The following is a 21,696-nucleotide window of genomic DNA, read 5'->3' as shown; positions in this document are numbered from 1 at the left end:
CACATCAAAATCACAGGAATAAGAAAGGAAAATAAAACGATGAAAAGAGAAGATATGAGCAAATTTACCCATGTATTTCCGGCAATGGTCACACCGATGTACGAAGACGGAAGTTTTAACTACGAAGCGGCAAAGAAGCACGCGGACTGGATGATCGAGAACGGAATCGGCGGGATCGGCGTCCTGATGGCAGCCGGAGAGTATCAGAGCATGTCCTTAGAAGAGCATAAGGCGTATGTGAATGAGATGGTGCCGTACATAAAGGCAAAGGGCGCCTCCGTAATCATCGGCGCTCCAGAGAACGCGTGGAGGATGTGGTAGAGCTGATGGAAAATGCCCGGGAAGCGGGAGCGGACGCGGCTATGGTCCTTCCGTCCTTCTACTACGGACAGTCTCAGAGTGAGATCATCGACCACTACACCTATATCAACGACCACTCCGGGCTGGACATCATGGTCTACAATAATCCGACGTCACATCGGGGATTACCACGGAAACGATGCGGGAATTATATAAACTGGAGCATGTGCGGATCGTAAAAGACGCCTCCATGGAGATCGATATCATGACTGACTTTATCTTCGAGGCTGATCAGACGGAGGATGTGGGCGTGCTCTGCGGCTGTGATTATCTCCTGTATCAGGCGTATGCGACAGGCGCAATCGGATGGATCAGCATGACGGCAAACATTCTGCCGAAATTATCAGCTATGTTCCATAACGCGATGATTGTTGAAAAGGACTATCAGAAGGGACTTGAACTGTATAAGAAGTTATATCCCGTAGTCAACATGACGGAACGTTTCCCGAAACCGACTCAGGCCGTGAAATATATCCTTCAGGAGGTTTATGGATTTGAGGAGGGCATATGCCGCCGTCCCCGCCGCGGACTGACGGAGGAAGAAAAGAAACTTGTGCTCAAGTGGAGCAACATTGCTGCGCTGTCAAAGGAGTAAAAAGGAGGAGTTTCTCGTGAAGCAAGCAGAATATTTGATTATCGGCGCGGGAATCGTGGGCTGCAGCGCAGCGTATTTTCTCGCAAAAGATAATAAGAAGGTAATGATTGTAGACAGGACGTATCCGTGTAACGAGGCGTCGGGTGTAAATGCAGGCGGGCTGGAGCTTCTCCAGCAGCCGCCCCGCTCCCTTCCCCTGCATAAACTGTCTGCAGAATTGTGGGATCAGTTTCAGAATAAAGAGGGAATTGATGTGGGGTACCACCGCACCGGCGGGTTATTCTGCATTTTGCGTGAGGAAGATCTCCATCTTCTGGACGAGCAGGAGGAACGATTTGCGTTAAACGGGCTTCCGGTAGAACGCCTGACTAAAGAACAGGTGCACGAAAAAGTCCCTTACATATGTGAAAATGTCATCGCGGCAAACTTCAGTCCCATGTCAGGATACTCGAATCCGCTGAAAGCGGGAGTCAATATCCTGATGGCGGCAAAGAAGCTGGGCGCAGAATTTATGGATCACCAGGTCATTACAAAGATCGAACCGGCAGAGGACGGAAAGGGGTATTTGGCATATTCCGACAATGAAGCGTTCCGGGCCGACAAGGTGCTTATTACCTGCGGCATCCGTTCTCCTAAATTATTAGATCCGCTGGGCGTACATATCGAACTGGAAGAAAAACACAACATGATCACGGTTACTGAGAAAGCGCCCCATTTCATCGACTATACCATTACGACTCCGACACTGACGATGAAGCAGACGGCCGAAGGCTCCTCCTGATCGGCGGAGGAAGAGAAGGATACGGCGACCTGGAGACCAGCGACAGAAAGGATGTTTCCATCAACGGACTTTGCTTCAACGTGAGAGAAGCGCAGGACATCATTCCATCCATCAGCAAACTCAATATATTGAGAAGCTGGTCCGGTTTTGAAGGATTTACTCCGGAGAGACTTCCGTACATCGGGGAGGTTGAAAACCATCCGGGAATTTACTATGCAGTTACCGGCTTCTGCGGATATGCCATCGGACCTGCGGCAGCTGCGCATTTAATCAAATGTATCAAAGGAGAGGAATACTTTAATGTTGCGAGCACGTAATGCCTGTCCTCTGGGCGCTTACGTACGATACATGAAAAATAGTTGGCAAGGCCCTTTCGAGCCTTACTATTTTTAAAAGTTCACGGATAGGGATATTGATACGGGAAATTTGGAGGAAATGAGATGTCCAGAATAGAAAATCATATTATATTAGGCGATCTGGAAGAGGCAAGAGAGGTCCGGATCACGGTAGACGGAAAGGAAATATCCGCAAGGGAAGGAGAACCAATTCTGGCTGCGCTTCTGGCGGCCGGGATCAAGGTTCAGAACATCAGTGCAAAAAAACATGAGCCGCGGGGATATTTCTGCGGAATCGGGCGGTGCACCAACTGTGTCATGACGGTGAACGGAGACCCGAACGTCCGCACATGTATCACTCCTGTGGAAGACGGAATGAGGATAGAGACACAGGATGGTCTTGGAAAATGGGAGGGGTCGAAATGAAGGACGTAATAGATATTCTGATCATCGGCGCAGGACCGGCAGGACTTTCCGCAGCCATTGAGGCGGCAAAATGCGGCGCACAAGTGCTGGTGGTGGATGAGAACAGCAAACCAGGCGGACAGCTTTTTAAGCAAATCCACAAGTTCTTCGGCTCCAGAAGACATAAAGCGGGAGTCAGAGGCGTGGATATAGGGACGGAACTTTTGGAGGAAGTACAGAAACTCGGTGTTGAGGTTATGCTCGACACGGTAGCCTACGGGATCTATCCCAATGATGAGGGCGTGGCGCTTGCGGTACATGGGGAAACAGGTGTAATCGTACATCCAAAGAAAGTAATTATGGCGACAGGGGCTTCAGAGAACCCGCTGGCATTTCCAGGATGGACCCTGCCGGGTGTGGTAGGAGCGGGGGCGATCCAGACGATGATTAACGTGCACCGGGTGCCGGTGGGAAAAAAAGTGCTGATGATCGGCTCCGGCAATGTGGGCCTGATCGTGACCTATCAGCTTCTTCAGTCAGGAGCGGATGTGGCGGGGGTTGTCGAAGCGGCGCCGACCGTAGGCGGGTATGGGGTACATTCTGCAAAGGTGAGAAGAGCGGGAGTTCCCATGTATACAGGGCATACCATTTTGGAAGCGGTTCCGAATGAGGATTTGAGCGGAATAAAGGGAGCTGTGATTGCCAAGGTGGATGACAGATTTCAGCCGGTAAAAGGTACGGAACAGTTCATAGAATGTGACACGATCGGTATAGCAGTGGGTCTTACGCCGGATATCGGCCTTCCGTCTATGGCGGATGTAGTGTTTGTAAATGGAGGAAGACTGGGCTCCCAGGTTCCGATGCATGACCGCGATATGATGACGACGAAAGACGGCATCTATGTGGCAGGAGATTCTTCAGGAGTGGAGGAAGCGTCGTCCGCGATTGAAGAGGGCAAACTTGCAGGTATCGCGGCTGCAGAGGCTCTCGGCCTGATGGACGAAAACGAGGCAAAAGAGGCAAAGCAAAACGTCTGGAACTCTCTGAATCAACTGAGAACCGGCCCGTTCGTTTAGCCGCGCGGAGGCCAAGGAGGAGATTATCAGACAGATGGAAGAATGGAAGGTGAGAAAAAATGCTTGCTAAAACCGGTTATTTAGAGATGGAGGAGGTTATGGATATTCCGGGTTTTCCCGGAAACGATACCCTGGCCCGTAAGAAATGCGTCGTGATCGAGTGTCGGCAGAATATTCCCTGTAATCCGTGCGAAGCGGCTTGTCCGCATCATGCGATCACGGTGGGGGAACCGATTACCAATCTTCCTGTAATCGATACGGAAAAATGCATTGGCTGCGGCTTATGCGTGGCGCTGTGTCCGGGGCAGGCAATCTTTCTGGTGGATCAGAGCGGGGAGCACTTTGACACGGTCACCCTGCCTTATGAATACTATCCGCTCCCGGAAAAAGGGCAGGAGGTATACTGTTTAAGCAGAGCGGGAGAGTTTCTTGTGATGGGGACCGTACAGCGGATTGTGATGACCAGAGCAAATGACCGTACAGCGGTGGTAGAAGTGAAGATTCCGAAGGGGTACGGAATGAAGGTCCGCAACTTTTCTGTAGATAAGAAACGAATGGCGGAAGAAAATCAGGAAATAATTTCCAGTCCGGTTACGACAGACGACGTAAAAGATGATACGATGTATGTATGCCGCTGTGAGGAGATCACAAAAGAGGAAGTAATCGAAGCGGTCAGAAATGGGGCCACCAGCGTCAATGAGGTGAAACGTCTGTTGAGAGCGGGAATGGGACTCTGCCAGGGGCGAAATTGTGCAAAGACGATCGAGCGGATTATTGCACAGGAATTAAAGACAGCTCCGGCGCAGATTCCCCAGGCCACCAAGAGGGGACCGGTGCGTCCGATCAAACTGACGGGGTATACTTCTCTGGAGATCGAGGCCGACGAAGAGTTCTTTGAGCATGATTGGTGATATGGTAATCGTTACGTAAGCGGTACTTCCTGCCGCTGAAAGGAGAGACAACATGGAGGGGTTAAGTAATCTATTTGTAACATTAAATAATCTGGTATGGTCGAACCCGATTATATTTCTGATTCTGGGGTCGGCGATCTATTTTACGATCCGGCTGGAAGGGGTACAGGTAAGAAATATCGGGCATCAGATTCATCTTCTGTTCAGTTCCGGAGGTTCGGATACAGGGATTTCACCTTTTGCCACGTTCTGTACGGTAATCGGATACCGTGTCGGGACGGCGAATGTAGCCGGCGTGGCGGTGGCTGTATGGAGCGGCGGTCCGGGAGCTATTTTCTGGATGCTGATCACATCGATTCTGGATACGGCGATTTCCTACGCAGAATGCGCTCTCGGACAGGTTTATAAGATTAAACAGGATGGAGAATACAGAGGCGGAGCTTACTATTATATTCAGAGGGGGCTGGGATTTAAACCGCTGGCTCTGATCTATGCTGCCATGACATTAATCTGCGTGCCGATTCTCACCGTTGCACCGCACGCGTTTTCCATCACCAGCGGATTTAAGAACAGCCTGGGTATCTCCCAATACATCACCGGTGCGATTGCGGCGGTCCTGCTTTTTATCGTTATCTCAGGCGGGATCCGCAGAATCGCCAAGACGGCGGAGATGGTAGTTCCCTTTATGACGATAGGATTTGTCATTCTTACAATTATTGTTTTGATTATCGATGCCAAAGAACTTCCCGCAGCGCTTTCCACGATCGTGACCAGCGCGTTCGGCGTGGATGCTGTGTTCGGAGGCATGCTTGGAACGGCGGTTCTCTGGGGCGTAAAACGAAGCGTAAATTCATCGGGAGCCGGTATGGGAGAAGCAGTTCCCGCAGCTTCCGCAACCGAGTGCAGGCATCCCGGAGTACAGGGCCTGGTAAATTCTTTCAGCGTATATATTGACGTGTTCGTGTGCATCTGTACAGGACTGATCATCATTCTGACAGACTGTTTCAATGTAAAAGGGGTGGATGGGACCATACTCCACCTGGGGCAGGGGTCTGCGATTATGGCTCAGCAGGCCGCAGAAGATTCGGCCGGAATCATCTGGGCGCAGGAGGCGCTTAATACGATCTTCCCAGGGGGAATCGGCGCGACAGTCCTTGCATTCTTTTTGTTCTTCTTTGCATTTACCACTCTGCTGAATTATTATTATCAGGGAGAGACGGCAATCGCTTATCTTCTTTATAATAAAACGCAGAATATCAGAAAGCGGATGATATGGGTGCTTAGAATAGCGATGCCTCTGGTATTTTTCTATTTTGCGGTTCAGAAATCATCCACCAGTTTTGCGTCGGGAGAACTGGGAGTAGGACTGATGGTATGGTTCAATGTGATCATTCTTTTACTGATGTCACCCACGATCGTCAAGGTCTACAGAGACTATAAAGAACAGAGGCGTTCCGGAGTGGAGCCGGTATTTAATCCTGAAAAACTGGGGATAAAAAACGCGGACATCTGGATGGAAATTAATGCGGATGTGATCTCGTCTCAGGCAGAGTCAGGCGAAGGCAAAAGCGGACAAGGCTGAAGCGGACAAGACACGGAACCGGGGATTGATGCGGCAGCCGTGCCGGCAATCAAAGAGAAGAGACGAAACAGGGAGAGGAGATGTAAGAAGGAGAAGAGATGAAATATATTCTGGGAATAGATATAGGAACCACCGCGATAAAAGGCGCGGTTATCGGAGAGGATGGGAACATATACGGCAGCAAAACCAGTGAATATCCGCTCACAACGCTTCCTACAGGAGAAGTGGAGGCCGATCTTCAGCTATATATTGACGCTTTTACAAATTCGGTCAGAGGAGCGATTCTGGACGCCGGGGTGGATGTAAAGGATGTAACATGTGCCGGTTTTTCATCGACGGCGGAGACATGTGTATTTCTCGATCAGGATCAGCGGCCGCTCTGCAAGGTAATCGCATGGATGGATACCAGAGCGACAAAAGAAGCCGAATACTTGTCGTCAAAATTCAGCAAAGAGGAGGTCATCCGTAAAATCGGTTTCGACGGAATTTATGCGATTCATCCGGTGAGCAAGATTCTGGCTGTCAAGAATCAGATGCCGGAGGTGTTTGAACAGACCAGAATGTTTGCTCAGATCAAGGATTACTTTATCTACCGGCTGACGGGAAAGTATGTGACCGATCATTCCACTGCCAGCGACCACGGGTATTTTGACATCACGAATCGATGTTACTGGCAGGAGATGCTTGATTTTGTGGGAATCAGGAAGGAGTATCTTCCGGAGCTTGCCGCCCCAGGTACGGAACTGGGCGTCATTACCCCAGAGGCGGCAAAAGAATTCGGCCTTGATCCAAAGACAAAGATCAACGTAGGGGCATTTGACCAGGGCTGCGGCGCCATTGGGGCGGGCAACGTGAAGGCGGGAGTGGCGTCGGAGAGTACGGGATCCGCTCTTGTGACCGTCGCAACCATCGACAGGCTGAATGAGGATTCGGACGGTTCGGTTCCGGCGCTCTGCAGCGGTATTCCGGGAAAATATCTGTATCAGCCATATTGCACAGGCTCTATCATTGTAAAATGGTTCAGAGATACATTCTGCGAGATGGAAAAGGAGATCGAGGAGAAGACGGGACTGAATGCCTACACGCAGATGGATGAACTTGTAACAGCGACGCCTCCCGGCGCGGACGGGCTGATTATGCTCCCCTATTTTCAAGGTTCCGGAATACCGGAACTGAATGAGAATGCAAATGGAGTCTATTATGGAATCCATGCAGGGCATACCAGGGGACATTTCATCAGAGCCATTATGGAGGGACTGGCCATCGCCCTCAGACGGATGCTGGAATGCGAAGCAAAGTTGGGCGCGTCGGCGACTGAGATCCGCTCGCTGGGCGGCGGGTCTCAGTCGAAAGCGTGGTGCCAGATCAAGGCGGATATCCTGGGGATTCCTGTTAAAGTGATTCATAACAGTGAAAGCACCCCGTGCATGGGATGCGCGATTCTGGCAGGTGTGGCAAACGGAATATGGCCGTCTATCGAGGCTGCTTCGGAAAAGTTTGTAACCATAAAGGAGACCTATTATCCCAATCCGGAGAATGCGGAAATATATGATAAGGTTTATAAGAAGTATGTTGAAATAACAAAAGCGCTGAATCCGACGTTTAAATGAAGTGACGCGGAGTAAAAAAGAATGCAATAGAAAATGAAAACATCCCTGCTAGAAAAGTGAAGGCTGTAAAAACCTCGATTCTAACAGGGATGTATTTGTTTTTATATTCTTACCATGACCCTTCTTACTATGATTCTTCCGTAATCGTAGCCGTCACCTTTTCGGCCTCTTTCGCCGCTTCCGTCACCCGCTCTACGACATCGTCCGCACTGTCTGCGGCAACTCTTGCAGAATCGGCAACCGCTTCAGCGATATCTCTGGCATCTTCAGAGATTTCGTCTACGGCCGTAACAGTCGCTTCCACCGCTTGATCCGCCGCCTTTTCCGCCTGCTCTTTTACGAAATCAACGGTATCTTCGAATTCATCTTCGGCTTCATCGAATTCATCGTCCATGTCTTCCGAAAAAGCGCGTTTCTTCGTATAGAATTTTTCCTTTAATTCATCTTTCTTTTCTGAAACCTTCTCGTGGATTCTGTCCTTGGCAACGACCGCCTTATCCTTGGCTGTCAGTGCGGAATCCTTGGCTATGGAAGCCACATCGCGGTAGGTATCGCTGACGATGGAAGAGGTATCTTTCACCATATCCTTCGCTGCGTGCACCATGTCCTTGGCGGCCACGACAAATTCATCTTTGTCGGAGCTGAGAGATACGTACTTGCGCTCAGATGCCATGGATTCAGAAGCTTCTACAGAAGAGTCGTCGTCCTCATCTTCGAAGTCATGAAAATCTTCCTCCAGCTCTTTGTGGAATGATTTATATTTTGTAAAATATGATATTCCGGCAGCAGCAGCCCCCGCAAGTGTTGCCAAAGCAATCCATTTTCCAACATGTTTTCCCATAATTCGTGCTCCCTTCCTGAAACTGTCTTAATGAATGTTCAATGATTCATTAACTTTCTTTCATTTTAATACGAAACGTATAAAAAAGAAAGGTATAAGTTGAGAAAATTTTTATAAACTAAGGAGTGGAGAGGAAAATTTGTAAAAAATGTGTAAAATTAGCACTCGACTATTGACAGTGCTAACAAACGGTGGTATAACATTACTTGTGAAGAAAAGGAAAGCCGGTTGGCAGGAACAGCATACCGGATAAAAAAGATTAGATTACAAGGAGGAATATCTCATGAAGTTAGTACCATTATTTGACCGGATCGTATTAAAACAGTTAGTGGCAGAAGAGACAACAAAGTCCGGAATCGTATTGCCTGGTCAGGCAAAGGAAAAGCCACAGCAGGCAGAGGTAGTTGCAGTTGGTCCTGGCGGAGTCGTAGACGGCAAGGAAATCACCATGCAGGTTAAGGTTGGCGACAAGGTAATCTATTCCAAATACGCAGGCAGTGAAGTAGAAGTTGATGAAGAAAAGTTTGTAATTGTAAAGCAGAGTGACATCCTGGCAGTAATCGAGCAGTAAGAACATTGACAGTTCTGAACAGAAGGATACCGGCAGTGAAAAGTAAATTAAGATAATTGAGACTGGAGGAGATTCATCATGGCAAAGGAAATTAAATATGGCGTAGAAGCCAGAAAAGCATTGGAGTCAGGCGTTAACCAGCTGGCAGATACCGTACGTGTTACATTGGGACCGAAAGGAAGGAACGTAGTTCTGGATAAATCATTCGGAGCACCACTGATTACAAATGACGGCGTTACGATCGCAAAGGAAATCGAATTAAAAGATCCATTTGAGAATATGGGAGCACAGCTTGTTAAGGAAGTTGCAACGAAGACAAACGACGTTGCTGGTGACGGTACGACGACAGCGACAGTTCTGGCTCAGGCTATGATCAACGAAGGTATGAAGAACCTGGCGGCAGGCGCTAATCCGATCGTTTTAAGAAAAGGAATGAAGAAAGCGACAGAGGCTGCTGTAGCTCAGATCGCAGAGATGAGCAAGCCAATCGACGGAAAAGCTCAGATCGCAAGAGTAGCGGCAATTTCCGCTTCCGATGACGAAGTAGGCGAGTTAGTTGCAGATGCGATGGAAAAAGTGTCAAAAGACGGCGTTATCACGATCGAAGAATCCAAGACAATGAAGACAGAACTGGACCTTGTAGAAGGTATGCAGTTTGACCGCGGATATCTCTCCGCTTATATGTGCACAGATATGGATAAGATGGAAGCAGTTCTGGATGATCCATACGTGCTGATTACAGATAAGAAGATCTCTAATATTCAGGATATCCTTCCTGTTCTGGAGCAGATCGTTAAGACAGGCGCAAAGCTTCTCATCATCGCTGAAGATGTAGAAGGCGAAGCTCTTACAACTCTGATTGTTAATAAACTGAGAGGAACATTCAGCGTTGTAGCTGTAAAGGCTCCGGGATACGGCGACAGAAGAAAAGAAATGTTAAAAGATATCGCAATCCTGACAGGCGGCACCGTGATTTCAGAGGAACTTGGACTGGATCTGAAGGATGCGACTATGGATCAGTTAGGCCGTGCAAAATCAGTTAAGGTACAGAAAGAAAATACAATCATTGTAGACGGCTGCGGCGAGAAGAGCGAAATCTCTGCAAGAATTTCACAGATTAAGGCTCAGATCGAAGAGACAACATCTGATTTTGACAGAGAGAAGCTCCAGGAAAGACTTGCTAAACTGGCAGGCGGCGTAGCAGTAATCCGTGTAGGAGCTGCAACTGAGACTGAGATGAAGGAAGCAAAACTCCGCATGGAGGATGCTCTGGCAGCTACAAAGGCAGCAGTTGAAGAAGGAATTATCGCAGGCGGCGGTTCTGCTTATATCCATGCGGCAAAGGCTGTTGCAAATGTAGTAGCAGGAATGGAAGGCGATGAGAAGACAGGCGGAAAGATTATCCTTAAGGCACTGGAAGCTCCGCTTTACCACATCGTAGCGAACGCGGGACTGGAAGGCTCCGTAATCATCAGCAAGGTAGCTGAAGCAGCAGTAGGCGTAGGATTTGACGCTTATAAAGAAGAGTATGTGGATATGATCAAAGCTGGTATCCTCGATCCGGCAAAGGTTACAAGAAGCGCTCTTCAGAATGCAACCAGCGTGGCTTCCACACTGCTGACAACCGAATCCGTTGTAGCTGATATCAAGGAACCGGCTCCAGCTATGCCGGCAGCTCCAGGCGGAATGGGCATGATGTAATATAGATCAATACTTCAGCAGCATGAAGGCTTAAAAAGGCTCCCGAACCATGTCAAAACGGTTCGGGAGCCTGTATTTTACTTTCCAGGAAAGCCTTCCGTACTGTTTTGGACCACAGAGAGGGATACATATGAAAAAGCTGTACCGTTTTGTTATTTACGCCGCAGGATTGCTCATACTGGCGCTGGGAATTACACTCAATACAAAGACAGGGCTGGGAGTGTCGCCGATTATTTCCGTTTCATACAGCATTTCCTATGTGTGGAATCTGAATTTTGGAGATACGACACTCGCGCTGTATACGCTGTTCGTAATAGCGGAATTCGTGATGAGGGGAAGACGTGCGCGTCCGGCGGATGTTCTTCAGATTCCGCTGAGCATCGTGTTTACCAGATTTCTCAACCTGTTTGCCGCAGTCCTGCCTGATGGGCCTCAGGTGTTGTGGCAGCAGTTCCTGCTCCTTCTGGCGGCGATTGTTCTGACGGGAATTGGAGCGGCGATGTCAGTGAATATGCGGTTGATTCCTAATCCGGGTGACGGGATCGTACAGACCATATCCGACTGTACCGGCAGGGAGATGGGACTTGTAAAAAATGTTTTCGATGTAGGAAATATTATGATTACGGCATGCGTCGGTTTTTTCAGCGGCCATCCCTTTGTGGGAATCGGAGCGGGAACCGTGGTGGCCGTGATTGGTGTCGGCCGCGTCGTATCCGTCTTTAACCGCTGCTGTAAGTCACAAATGGACGAGATGGCCGGAATTTCTTATTCGAAAGGGAATGGGGAAAACGTGGATGCGGACGAGGAGTTCGCTTAGAAGGGGCTTCGGTTCCATCTATCTCAGAAAAGAGAGTGCTGCATAAAAGTAATGATTTTTCTTTTATGCAGCACTCTCTTTTTATAGAAAATGATGTTGTAAATACCTGGTCAAGGCATTACCGTTTTGCATGGATTAATTTAAAACAGCATGGATTTCTTCCCAGATATCGTTAATTTCATTGAGTTTTTCCAGCCGTTCCTTCTGAATGCCGTTCTGAGCTTCCAGGGATTCCAGGGCCTCGTCATAATTTTTCTGCTTTTTATTCTCCTTTACAGAAGCCCGTTCGTTTTTCAGTTCAGCAGACGATGATTTCAGCGAGACGCGGAGTTCTTTAATCTTTTTATTCAGTTCGGCAGCCTTCTTGAAGTCTTCTTTTTCTACCGTGGTACTGCCTTCTTTTCGAGCCTTTCTGGCCTCTTTCAACTCAGCCTGATAAGATTTGTTTTCCTTCTGAACGGCTTTGATCTGAGCATTCAGTTCGCTCAGTTCATCTTTGATCTCAGAAGCGGACTCTCTGTATTCTTTCGCTTCCGGTGAAGCCTGTGCGGCGAATGAAGTCATAGTCATGCATCCGAGGAATGCGGCTGTAAATAATGCGGTTGTCAGTTTTTTCATATAAGCACCTCTTTCTATTTATTTTCAGAAACGATTTTGTTTCTGTGCCTATATGGTATCATATGGAACTGGCGAAATAATACGGAAGGAATGTGGCAAATGTGTGGCAGATGTTTACGAAAAAATTGCGGGATGATATACTGGGAGCACTTGGTGATGTGTTTTCGGTTCTGATGAATCGGGTATGATGATGAAAAGAATGAGCAAAGGAGAATATCATTGGACAGAAAAATATATATTGCAGATGATGAAGAAGCGATCCGAAAGCTGATCCGAAGCTTTCTTGTCAATGAAGGATATGAGGTTTGCGATTTTCCGGACGGTGTCAGTCTCATGGAAGCTTTCGAAAAAGAGGAGCCAGACCTGGTAATACTGGATGTGATGATGCCAGGTGTGGACGGATTTCAGATATGTGCGGAAATCAGGCAGAAAAGCACGGTGCCCATCCTGATTGTTTCGGCAAAGGACAGCCCTCTTGACAGAGTTACAGGAATAACACTGGGCAGTGACGATTACATGGTAAAGCCGTTTCTTCCGCTGGAACTGGTTGCCAGGGTCAGGGCCCTGTTCCGCAGAATGGATATGGGAAAGAGACAGCAGAACACGGAGGAAGAGATCAGGCTGGAATATGGAGATTTGTGCCTGGACTTAAAAACGAGACTTGTCTTTTTAAAGGGCGTGGAATTCCCGCTTACGCCGACGGAGTTTGACTTTATCGTCTACATGGCGGAGCATCGCGACAGGGCGGTGGAAAAGAAGGAGCTTTTGAAAAATATATGGAAATTTGACGGATATGAGACGGATACAAGGGCGGTGGACGATATGCTGAAACGCCTCGGAAAAAGCTGAGGGATAACGGCAGCCTCGTTCGGATCGAAACGGTATGGGGATATGGTTTCCGTCTGTCGGTTATGGAGGAATGAGATGAAAAACAGTATACGATTTCACATATTTCTGCCTGTCGGCCTTCTGCTGGTGCTGTTTCCCGTGATGACCTGGCTCCTGTTCGGAGCTATATCAGAGAGATACGTCATATCCGTGGCTGCAAAAGAGCTGGACAGCCTGCTGATCGATACGGACCAGATGATTCAGAATACGGAACAGGCGGCGGAGGAGGAGCTGGCCGGAACAGAAGCAGATGAGAGGCAATTGGAAAAAGAAAGGTCAAAACGCCTGCTTAGCGCTTTGAAAAGCTATATGAAGGACAGTACAAATCAGGCGGATATGATGGTATTCAACACGAAGCTCAAGAGGACGTATCCAAAACAGGAGGAAGAAGATAAGCTGACGGAGCTGGAAAACGGAATACGTAACCTGATCGAAAACAGTCCGCCGGAGGGCGGGAAAAGCATTCCGGCAAAACTGAATGCAGGAGGAGAAGAATACATTGTCGTAATCAGAGAGGGGACGGGAGAGGGAAACGTCCGGGCAAAATATCTGGCTGCATATGCGGCCGTGCTGGATGAAAAACAGCTTTTAGTGATGGCAGGCAGAATGGTCTTCTTTATTACGGCTCTTCTGGCTGTCTGTGCGGCAGCAGCAGTCTGGACGGTATCGGGCAGCATTTCCAGGCCGGTAAAACGGCTGTGCAGACGGGCGGAGGAGATCGGAAACGGCTGTTTTGAACGGGAAACGGGAGTATATCCGGTCAGGGAAATCAATGCGCTTCATCTTTCCATGGAGCAAATGGCTGGAGAACTGGAGCAGAGCGACCGGCTGCAGAAGGAATTTTTTCAGAATGTCTCTCATGAACTCAGAACGCCGCTCATGTCTGTGTGCGGATATGCCCAGGGAATCCAGTGCGGCGTATTTAAAGGAGAAGAGATGGAAAAAGCGGCTTCCGTCATTATGTCGGAAAGCTTGCGTATGAAGGAACTGGTGGACGGAATTCTTATGATCTCCAGAATTGACAGCAGGGAACAGAATCTGTGTATGGAAGAGATATGCCTGGGCGAATTCATCGAGGAAAGTCTGGAAAAGCTGAACGGGCTGACAGTGGGAAGAAAGACGGAAATTCATCTGGATAAGGAAGAGCAGGAAATCATGATAGAAGCGGACGGCTCTCTGCTGTTTCAGGCTTTTTATAATGTGGCGGCCAATGCCGTTCGGTATGCAGAAAAAGAGGTGTGGGTCCGTCTGAAAGAACCTGGCACGGTCATCGTAGAGGACGACGGGCCTGGCATTGCTCCAGAGGACAGAGACCGTATATTTGAGCGGTTTTACAGGGGAAAATCAGGAAATCATGGAATCGGCCTCACCATTGCGAAATCTTCTCTCGAATATATGGGAGGGAGCATAGAAGTGGAAAACCGGGAGAAGGGAGCCAGATTTATTCTTAAACTTCCCGGGACTATTTCATAAACGAACGGCAACTATTAAAGGAGATTAAATTAAAGCGCCAAAAGACGGGATATAAGCCTTCTGTGTTCAGTACCGGAAAATTAACCGGCTGTCTATGGAAAAAAGATGTGGGACATGGTACAATGACCGCAGAGAGGTCAATCATGGATATGGAATAAACATAGAGGAGGCATGGCTGATATGCAGAGAAAGATATGTCCGATATGCGATACGAAGCTGGCGGCGGGGAATTTCTGCCCGGTGTGCAGGCGATGGGTGAGGAAACCGTTTTATATGGATGTAGATTATTACCTGAATGAAAGGCATCCGGAATATGAAGACAAATGTGAATACCACAACGCTGGGGCGTACGAGAAAAAAGAAGATAGAAGGAAGCCTGCCCGCCTGTCCGCCGGTCCGGGCCGTACAGAAGGCCATTCGAGCCATTTAGGCCGCGGGGCAGATCGTCCGAATCGTACGGCAGTCCATCAGAACCAGACCGCAGACCGCCCGAGCCGTATGGCGGGTATTCCCACCCGTCCAGCGGAGAACGGGAAACGAAAAAAGAAGAGTTCAGCCGGGAGTCTCTTTATCGTTATCGCTGCAGTTATGATTATTAACGTCGTGGTGGGGCTGTCCGGCTCGATCCGGGGACTGTTGGAGGATTTTGGGGAAATGGTGCACGCCGGGGGAATGAAGGAAACGACGGAAAAGGTAGAACTGATAGAAGACCCGGTGATCGGAGATGAGCGGTGCAATGGATTCAATCATTTTCCGGCAGTTCTGGAAGACGTGCACCCGGCCGTTGAGAGCTGGCTGAAGGAACATGGATATGAAATTGCGGAAATGAGGACGGATGTATCAAATCAGGAGATGAGAACAGAGAGCCATACGACGACTTATTATGCCTCAACAGACCAGTTTGTTATTCAATCCGACACAGAGTCGCTTGATTCTTATGTAGAGATTGCTTACGATTCTGTGACAGAAGAGATCCACGCCCTGCGCAGCGTTCTGAAAACGAGAGAAGAGGCAGAATCCTTATGGGAGGCGGTAGGCCCTGTTCTGGGCATTTCTCTGAATATGGAAGAAATCAGAAACAGAGAACCAGATGAGGACGAATGGATCTGGACAGAAGGCGATGGGTATACCACGCTTCTTTACTACATAGGAGAAGAGGACGACGCGCTGTACGGAGTGGTTCAGCCCTATTAAAGCGTTTAATAAGTTTGGATAAGTAAAATTAATGATTGTATGTTTGACAAGAGAGGGAAATTCTGTTAAATTAAGTACTAATAACCTTAAAGTATTTATTAAAATATTTAATAATAAACACAGGAAAGTGAGGAAATTCTAATGAGTAAAATTATTGGTGACGGCATTACTTTCGACGACGTGCTGTTGGTGCCATCTTATTCTGAGGTAATTCCAAATCAGGTTGATGTGACTACACATCTGACTAAGAAGATTAAACTAAATATTCCTCTCATGAGTGCAGGAATGGATACCGTAACGGAACACAGAATGGCAATTGCCATGGCCAGACAGGGCGGAATCGGTATTATCCATAAAAATATGACAATTGAAGAACAGGCGGAAGAGGTAGATAAAGTAAAACGTTCTGAAAACGGCGTTATTACGGATCCATTTTATCTTTCGCCGGAACATACGTTAAAGGATGCAGATGAACTGATGGCGAAGTTCCGCATATCCGGCGTGCCGATTACAGAAGGAAGAAAGCTGGTCGGAATCATTACGAACCGGGATTTGAAGTTTGAAGAAGACTTCAGCAAAAAGATCAAGGAGTGTATGACTTCCGAACATCTGGTAACGGCGAAGGAGGGAATTACGCTGAAGGAAGCAAAGAAGATTCTGGCAAAGGCCAGAGTGGAGAAACTTCCGATCGTAGATGATAATTTCAATCTGAAGGGTCTGATTACGATTAAGGATATCGAGAAGCAGATCAAGTATCCGTTGTCTGCAAAAGACGAGCAGGGAAGACTTCTCTGCGGCGCAGGAGTAGGCATTACGGCAAACGTACTGGACAGAGTGGACGCTCTGGTAGAGGCAAAGGTGGACGTTGTGGTGCTGGATTCGGCCCATGGCCACTCCGTCAATGTCGTGAACTGTGTGAAGATAATCAAGGAAAAATATCCGGATCTGCAGGTGATTGCAGGCAACGTGGCAACAGGCGAGGCAACGGAAGCTCTTATTAAAGCGGGAGCCGATGCGATTAAAGTTGGAATCGGGCCAGGCTCCATCTGTACTACGCGTGTAGTGGCGGGAATCGGCGTTCCTCAGGTTTCAGCCGTTATGGATTGTTACGATGTAGCGAAGAAATACGGAATCCCGGTTATCGCCGACGGCGGAATCAAGTATTCCGGAGATGTGACAAAGGCCATCGCCGCAGGCGGAAGTGTCTGCATGATGGGCAGCATGTTTGCCGGATGCGATGAAAGCCCTGGAACATTTGAATTATACCAGGGTAGAAAGTACAAGGTTTACCGTGGTATGGGATCGATCGCTGCCATGGAGAACGGAAGCAAGGACCGCTACTTCCAGAGCGATGCCAAGAAACTGGTGCCGGAAGGCGTGGAAGGCCGTGTGGCTTATAAGGGATCCGTAGAGGACACCGTATTCCAGCTCCTCGGCGGTCTGCGCGCAGGCATGGGATACTGCGGGGCAAAGGACATTCCTACACTTCAGGAGACGGGCCGCTTCGTAAAGATTTCTGCAGCGTCCTTAAAGGAGAGTCATCCTCATGATATCCATATCACGAAGGAGGCTCCGAACTACAGCATTGACGAATGATGGAGAAAATGGTATTATAGATATAACTGAATGGAGAAATCCGGAGATACGGCTTTGGCCGCAATCCGGATTTCTCTTTGGTTGAAGGCGGTGACATGCGAGCGGAGCGTACATGTTATGCCTGGTTAGACAAAAGAATTCAGAATGGAGAATGGATATATGGACAGAAAAGAAATACCAAAGACGGAAAATAAAATGGGTACCATGCCGGTGCCGAAACTTTTGATCAGCATGTCCCTGCCGATGATGATTTCCATGCTGGTACAGGCCCTGTACAATATCGTGGACAGCATGTTCGTCGCAAGGCTGAATGAGAATGCACTGACCGCGGTTTCACTGGCATTTCCCGTACAGAACCTTATGATTTCCGTGTTTTCAGGAACAGGAGTAGGTATCAATGCACTGCTTTCCCGAAGCCTAGGAGAAAAGAATACGGAAAAAGCGAACAGCGTGGCAGACCACGGAGTTATTCTTGCAGGAATCAGCTATATCGCGTTTCTGGCATTCGGGCTGCTGTTTGCAAATTCCTTTTACACGATCCAGACAGCAGATACACAGATCATCGAATACGGCCGTGATTATCTGCTGATCTGCTGCGTTTTCTCGTTTGGAATGGCATTTCAGATGACGTTTGAACGCCTTCTTCAGTCAACAGGAAAAACAATCTATACGATGGTAACGCAGGGAACGGGAGCGATTATCAATATTATCCTGGACCCGATTATGATTTTCGGACTGTTTGGCTTCCCGAAGATGGGCGTCTCAGGCGCTGCTGCAGCAACTGTAACGGGACAGATGGTAGCGGCTGTGATGGCATACTGGTTCAACAGGGAGAAAAACAGGGAAATCCATGTTTCTCTGAAGGGATTTTCATGGTCCGGCCACACGGTGCGGGGAATTTACAGCGTGGGGATACCATCCATCATAATGATGTCCATCGGCTCTGTCATGACATTTGGAATGAACAAAATTCTGATCGCATTTACATCTACGGCAGCGGCAGTGTTCGGCGTTTATTTCAAAATACAGAGCTTTATATTTATGCCTGTATTCGGAATGAACAATGGCCTCGTTCCGATTATTGCATATAATTATGGAGCGAGAAAGGGAAAGAGGATCAAGCAGGCGATTTTTTCCGGTATTGTCTGTGCAATGGTGATCATGGTTGCGGGATTTTCTGTTTTCCAATTGTATACAGGCGGTCTGCTGGCCATTTTCAATGCCTCCGACAACATGATGGAAATTGGAGTTCCGGCACTCAGAATCATCAGCATCAGCTTTCTGCTGGCCGGTTTCTGTATTATCTGTTCATCCGTTTTTCAAGCTATGTCACATGGCTTTTTAAGCCTGATCGTTTCGATCGTGCGTCAGCTTCTCGTACTGCTTCCGTCAGCGTATATCCTGGCTAAAATTGGAGGGCTCTCTGCGATCTGGTGGTCTTTCCCTATCGCAGAACTGTTTTCCTTCGGCTTGAGCGTGCTGTTTTTAAGGAGAGTAGTGAAGCGCCAGGTGAATACGTTGGAAGAGAAAATTCCGGAATCAAATTAATCCTGCCGGTTTCTCTCGTAATAGAATATGTATTGCTGCATGACGCCGGCATAGCCGCGGTAGCGTCCGAAATGCTCCTGAATGATCGTATCATATACTTTGCATTTTGGAAGCTTGTCATATTTTTTTAAATAGTATTCCCGCTGAAGGATCTTCTGTATCCATGTATCTACAGGAAAAGCGTCGATATGATGAAGGCCGAAAAGGCAGATGCAGTTGGCGACCTTCCGGCCGATTCCGTAAAAGCGGGAAAGATAGTCCATAGCGCTGTCATAATCCATGGTGGAAAGAGAGGCGATGTCGAGAACGCCGTCTTTTGTATCGCGGCACGTCCTGTATATGTATTTTGCCCGGTAACCCAGTTTCAGGTCCATCAGATCCTGGACAGAAGCAAGTGACAGTTCCTCAGGAGTGGGGAAGGAATAGAAGGTGCAATCCTGCACCTTCTTTTTCTTTCCGTAATGCATGCTCAGCTGCTCCACTGCTTCCTTGATTTTCGGAATGGTCTTTTGCTGGGAAATAATAAACGTGATGATCATTTCCCAAGGATCCTGCTTCAGAATGCGTATGCCCTTTCCAAATTCAGCAGCCTGTTTCAGGTAATGGTCATGAGGCAGGACAGAAGCGGCCATCCGGCGGTAATCACCGTTTAAATCGAAATATTCATGCCAGAAAGGGACGTCTTCTTCCGGGCAGTCGAAGGTAATGGAAGTTCCTTCCTGTGAAATTTTCAGGAAACGGCCGCAGCTGATTACCGAATAGCCGCCTTCCGGGAGGGGATTCATGCGGAAGCACTGGCCGGAATCGGCAATCTGGTCAATCTGGAAATAATCGGTTGTTATTTTAATCATATTCAGACCTGTCTTTCTTATCAGAATGTGTATAATCGGTTTCTCTTTTTACGTAGTATACTGTATCTGTAAAAGTACGTCAAATCGATTTCCACAGCTGATTTGAGCGCCTGTCCGCTGAAGCTTTAAGGCGCAGCAGGAATATCCAGGGCTTTTAATTAATGAGAGGCCTTGTCGGTATGAGGCAGACGCCCGCGCAGAAAACGCTTGCGTATTTCATTCCAGCTGAATGGCATAATCGGATATATATAGCTTTTTCCTGCTATGGTTTTGTTAAAGACGACGGCACATACGGATAAAATTACTCCGGCCGCAAATCCCCATACGTTGAAAACAGCTGTGAGGATCAGGATGATTACGCGCATGAATTTCAGCGCATAGCCCAGTTCAAAGCTGGACTGGGAATAGTTGGCAATGGTCACGAAGGCCATATAGAGCATGGTTTCGCTGTTGAACCAGCCGGATTTCACCGAGTATTCACCCAGAACGATACCGGCGATAACACTCAGAGGCGTAGTCAGCATGCTGGGAGTGTTGACGGCCGCCAGCCGAAGGCCGTCGATGGCAAATTCCAGGATCAGAAGCTGCCATATGATCGGCACGTGCGTTTCGTCGGCCAGCTGTATGAATTCCAGCCAGGATGGAATATAGTCGGGATTCTGGATTAAAAGCAGCCAGATCGGGGTCAGCAGCAGGGAAAGCAGGGATATTGTCATCCTGGAAAGGCGCAGATAAGTACCTGTCACAGGAGGAAAATAGTAATCGTCTGCTTCCTCGATAATATCGAATACAGAGGAAGGCAGGATCATGGCGGCAGGAGAATTGTCCACCAGTATGATGATATTGCCTTCCAGAATGGAGGCAGCTGCCGTATCGGGCCGTTCGGAAAATTTGAATTTGGGGAACGGATTGTACCATTTGTGCGGATAGATGCACTCGGCAAGGCTTTCCTGGTTCATTGTCAGGGCGTCCACATGAAGGTTTTCGATCCTGGTCTTAATCATGTAGAGCAGGTTTTCGTCGACCCTGTTTTTCATATAACATATGGCGATATCCGTATGGGAGCTCTCTCCGGCTGTCATAATTTCCATCGTCAGTTTTGGATCACGGATACGCCGCCGGATCAGCGCCGTATTAAAAATCAGAGTTTCCACAAAGCCGTCTCTGGAACCCCGCAGGACCTTGTCTTTTTCTGGTTCGCCCACACTGCGGGCAGGATATGTTCGGCAGTCAATCGTCAGGCAGGAATCATATCCGTCAATGAAAAGGCAGGTGATGCCCATAAGCAGCTGGGTAACCATGGTATTTTCATCTTTAATCAGTCCCACTTCACCATAGGGAAGATATTTTTTGGAAAATCCGTGGGCATCTTCCGGCATATCATCTGGTTTCAGGCTGGTAAAGCCCTGAATCAGGCGGAGCAGGACCTCATCCTTTGTAAAGCCGTCTACAAAATACAGACATGCTTCCCGGCCGCCGATCTGAATGGTACGATAGACGACGTCGAAGTTGGTATCCACCTGCAGGGTTTTCTGTAATTGTTTCATATTTTCAGATAAGTTCTTCGAAAACTGCATAATAAACTCCTTTTATAAACTTGGCATAGAAGAAGTATGTGCAGTTTTGGAGAAATTATGAAAAATGAATTTATAAATAAAAAACAAAAAAGTATATTCTGAATACCAATATTTGTGCAAAAATCACAATGAAACGGTTGACAAAAGCAGGTAAAAGAGCTATATTATTACACAGGAAACACAATGCTGAAAATTGTGTTTCACAAATTCGGGGTAACAAATATAGTGTTGTTGGGTTGTTCGTGACTAAGGGAGTGCTTTTTGGGGGAAAAGCGCTTCCTTTTTTAATTATATCTTATATAAATTATATGTTGTTATTAATGCGAAAAAAGGGTAGAATGTGAGAAGAGAAATCCTTTACGGAGA

22 protein-coding genes are annotated in these 21,696 nt (G+C 47.9%); 18 read left to right on the top strand and 4 right to left on the bottom strand.

Annotated elements, in window-relative coordinates; all coding sequences use genetic code 11:
• The first annotated feature begins 39 nt into the window (after positions 1-39).
• From DXA13_RS22385 to DXA13_RS07465, 10 genes are all read left to right on the top strand, one after another.
• Entirely contained in the window at positions 40-321 is a 282-nt protein-coding gene (locus DXA13_RS22385; protein ID WP_118243016.1) for a dihydrodipicolinate synthase family protein, read from the top strand.
• Positions 315-539: a dihydrodipicolinate synthase family protein gene (locus DXA13_RS22380; protein WP_118243014.1), complete on the top strand. Its 225-nt coding sequence runs from the start codon at positions 315-317 to the stop codon at positions 537-539. Before DXA13_RS22385 ends, DXA13_RS22380 begins: the two co-directional genes overlap by 7 nt.
• Positions 500-955, top strand: coding sequence for a dihydrodipicolinate synthase family protein (locus tag DXA13_RS22375; RefSeq protein ID WP_118243012.1), 456 nt, complete (start codon positions 500-502; stop codon positions 953-955). Before DXA13_RS22380 ends, DXA13_RS22375 begins: the two co-directional genes overlap by 40 nt.
• A gap of 16 nt (positions 956-971) precedes the next feature.
• Entirely contained in the window at positions 972-1,736 is a 765-nt protein-coding gene (locus tag DXA13_RS07495) for an FAD-dependent oxidoreductase (protein WP_181995563.1), read from the top strand.
• Complete coding sequence (locus DXA13_RS22370; RefSeq protein WP_181995567.1) at positions 1,733-2,053, top strand: FAD-dependent oxidoreductase; 321 nt, start codon at positions 1,733-1,735, stop codon at positions 2,051-2,053. The genes DXA13_RS07495 and DXA13_RS22370 overlap by 4 nt, the downstream gene beginning before the upstream one ends.
• Positions 2,054-2,176: 123 nt before the next feature.
• A complete protein-coding gene (locus DXA13_RS07485) occupies positions 2,177-2,497 on the top strand; it encodes a (2Fe-2S)-binding protein (protein ID WP_118243006.1) in 321 nt (106 codons plus the stop codon).
• On the top strand, positions 2,494-3,552 hold the full coding sequence (locus tag DXA13_RS07480; protein ID WP_243009020.1) for an NAD(P)/FAD-dependent oxidoreductase: 1,059 nt from the start codon (positions 2,494-2,496) through the stop codon (positions 3,550-3,552). Before DXA13_RS07485 ends, DXA13_RS07480 begins: the two co-directional genes overlap by 4 nt.
• A 98-nt stretch (positions 3,553-3,650) precedes the next feature.
• A complete protein-coding gene (locus DXA13_RS21615) occupies positions 3,651-4,463 on the top strand; it encodes a (2Fe-2S)-binding protein (RefSeq protein WP_181995562.1) in 813 nt (270 codons plus the stop codon).
• Positions 4,464-4,515: 52 nt separating this feature from the next.
• Positions 4,516-6,045, top strand: coding sequence for an amino acid carrier protein (locus DXA13_RS07470; RefSeq protein ID WP_118242999.1), 1,530 nt, complete (start codon positions 4,516-4,518; stop codon positions 6,043-6,045).
• Between the two features lie 98 nt (positions 6,046-6,143).
• The gene (locus tag DXA13_RS07465; protein WP_118242997.1) at positions 6,144-7,655 is read left to right on the top strand and encodes an FGGY family carbohydrate kinase; all 1,512 of its coding nucleotides are present in this window, start codon (positions 6,144-6,146) and stop codon (positions 7,653-7,655) included.
• A gap of 127 nt (positions 7,656-7,782) precedes the next feature.
• Here DXA13_RS07465 and DXA13_RS07460 read toward each other — a convergent pair whose 3' ends face one another.
• Positions 7,783-8,496 carry a hypothetical protein gene (locus DXA13_RS07460; protein WP_181995561.1) on the bottom strand — a complete coding sequence of 238 codons (714 nt, stop codon included), beginning with the start codon at positions 8,494-8,496 and terminating at the stop codon, positions 7,783-7,785.
• A gap of 283 nt (positions 8,497-8,779) precedes the next feature.
• On the opposite strand from DXA13_RS07460, the gene DXA13_RS07455 reads away from it, so the two are divergent.
• The 3 genes from DXA13_RS07455 to DXA13_RS07445 all read left to right on the top strand — a co-directional run bounded on the left by DXA13_RS07455 (position 8,780) and on the right by DXA13_RS07445 (position 11,585).
• Entirely contained in the window at positions 8,780-9,067 is a 288-nt protein-coding gene (locus DXA13_RS07455; protein WP_118242995.1) for a co-chaperone GroES, read from the top strand.
• Positions 9,068-9,145: 78 nt separating this feature from the next.
• Positions 9,146-10,768, top strand: a complete 1,623-nt coding sequence (gene groL, locus DXA13_RS07450; protein WP_118242993.1) for a chaperonin GroEL — start codon at positions 9,146-9,148, stop codon at positions 10,766-10,768.
• Positions 10,769-10,898: 130 nt separating this feature from the next.
• On the top strand, positions 10,899-11,585 hold the full coding sequence (locus DXA13_RS07445; RefSeq protein ID WP_118243091.1) for a DUF6198 family protein: 687 nt from the start codon (positions 10,899-10,901) through the stop codon (positions 11,583-11,585).
• Between the two features lie 135 nt (positions 11,586-11,720).
• Here DXA13_RS07445 and DXA13_RS07440 read toward each other — a convergent pair whose 3' ends face one another.
• Positions 11,721-12,203, bottom strand: a complete 483-nt coding sequence (locus DXA13_RS07440) for a hypothetical protein (RefSeq protein WP_118242991.1) — start codon at positions 12,201-12,203, stop codon at positions 11,721-11,723.
• Between the two features lie 219 nt (positions 12,204-12,422).
• On the opposite strand from DXA13_RS07440, the gene DXA13_RS07435 reads away from it, so the two are divergent.
• The 5 genes from DXA13_RS07435 to DXA13_RS07415 all read left to right on the top strand — a co-directional run bounded on the left by DXA13_RS07435 (position 12,423) and on the right by DXA13_RS07415 (position 18,902).
• Complete coding sequence (locus DXA13_RS07435; RefSeq protein ID WP_347559753.1) at positions 12,423-13,052, top strand: response regulator transcription factor; 630 nt, start codon at positions 12,423-12,425, stop codon at positions 13,050-13,052.
• 75 nt (positions 13,053-13,127) lie between these two features.
• A complete protein-coding gene (locus DXA13_RS07430; protein WP_181995560.1) occupies positions 13,128-14,564 on the top strand; it encodes a HAMP domain-containing sensor histidine kinase in 1,437 nt (478 codons plus the stop codon).
• A 180-nt stretch (positions 14,565-14,744) separates the two neighbouring features.
• The gene (locus tag DXA13_RS07425) at positions 14,745-15,758 is read left to right on the top strand and encodes a hypothetical protein (RefSeq protein ID WP_118242987.1); all 1,014 of its coding nucleotides are present in this window, start codon (positions 14,745-14,747) and stop codon (positions 15,756-15,758) included.
• Positions 15,759-15,899: 141 nt separating this feature from the next.
• Complete coding sequence (gene guaB, locus DXA13_RS07420; protein WP_118242985.1) at positions 15,900-17,354, top strand: IMP dehydrogenase; 1,455 nt, start codon at positions 15,900-15,902, stop codon at positions 17,352-17,354.
• 159 nt (positions 17,355-17,513) lie between these two features.
• Entirely contained in the window at positions 17,514-18,902 is a 1,389-nt protein-coding gene (locus tag DXA13_RS07415; RefSeq protein WP_118242983.1) for an MATE family efflux transporter, read from the top strand.
• Here the strand turns inward: DXA13_RS07415 and DXA13_RS07410 are convergent.
• Both DXA13_RS07410 and DXA13_RS07405 read right to left on the bottom strand, forming a co-directional pair.
• Entirely contained in the window at positions 18,899-19,753 is an 855-nt protein-coding gene (locus DXA13_RS07410; RefSeq protein WP_118242981.1) for a DNA glycosylase, read from the bottom strand. The genes DXA13_RS07415 and DXA13_RS07410 overlap by 4 nt on opposite strands.
• Before the next feature lie 158 nt (positions 19,754-19,911).
• Positions 19,912-21,330, bottom strand: a complete 1,419-nt coding sequence (locus DXA13_RS07405) for a spore germination protein (protein WP_118242979.1) — start codon at positions 21,328-21,330, stop codon at positions 19,912-19,914.
• Positions 21,331-21,696 lie beyond the last annotated feature (366 nt).

Source organism: Clostridium sp. AM58-1XD, from assembly GCF_003464085.1.
Classification (GTDB): Bacteria; Bacillota; Clostridia; order Lachnospirales; family Lachnospiraceae; genus Lachnoclostridium_A.
Note: the sequence above shows the minus strand (reverse complement) of the source record. Positions and strands in the feature narration are given on the sequence as shown.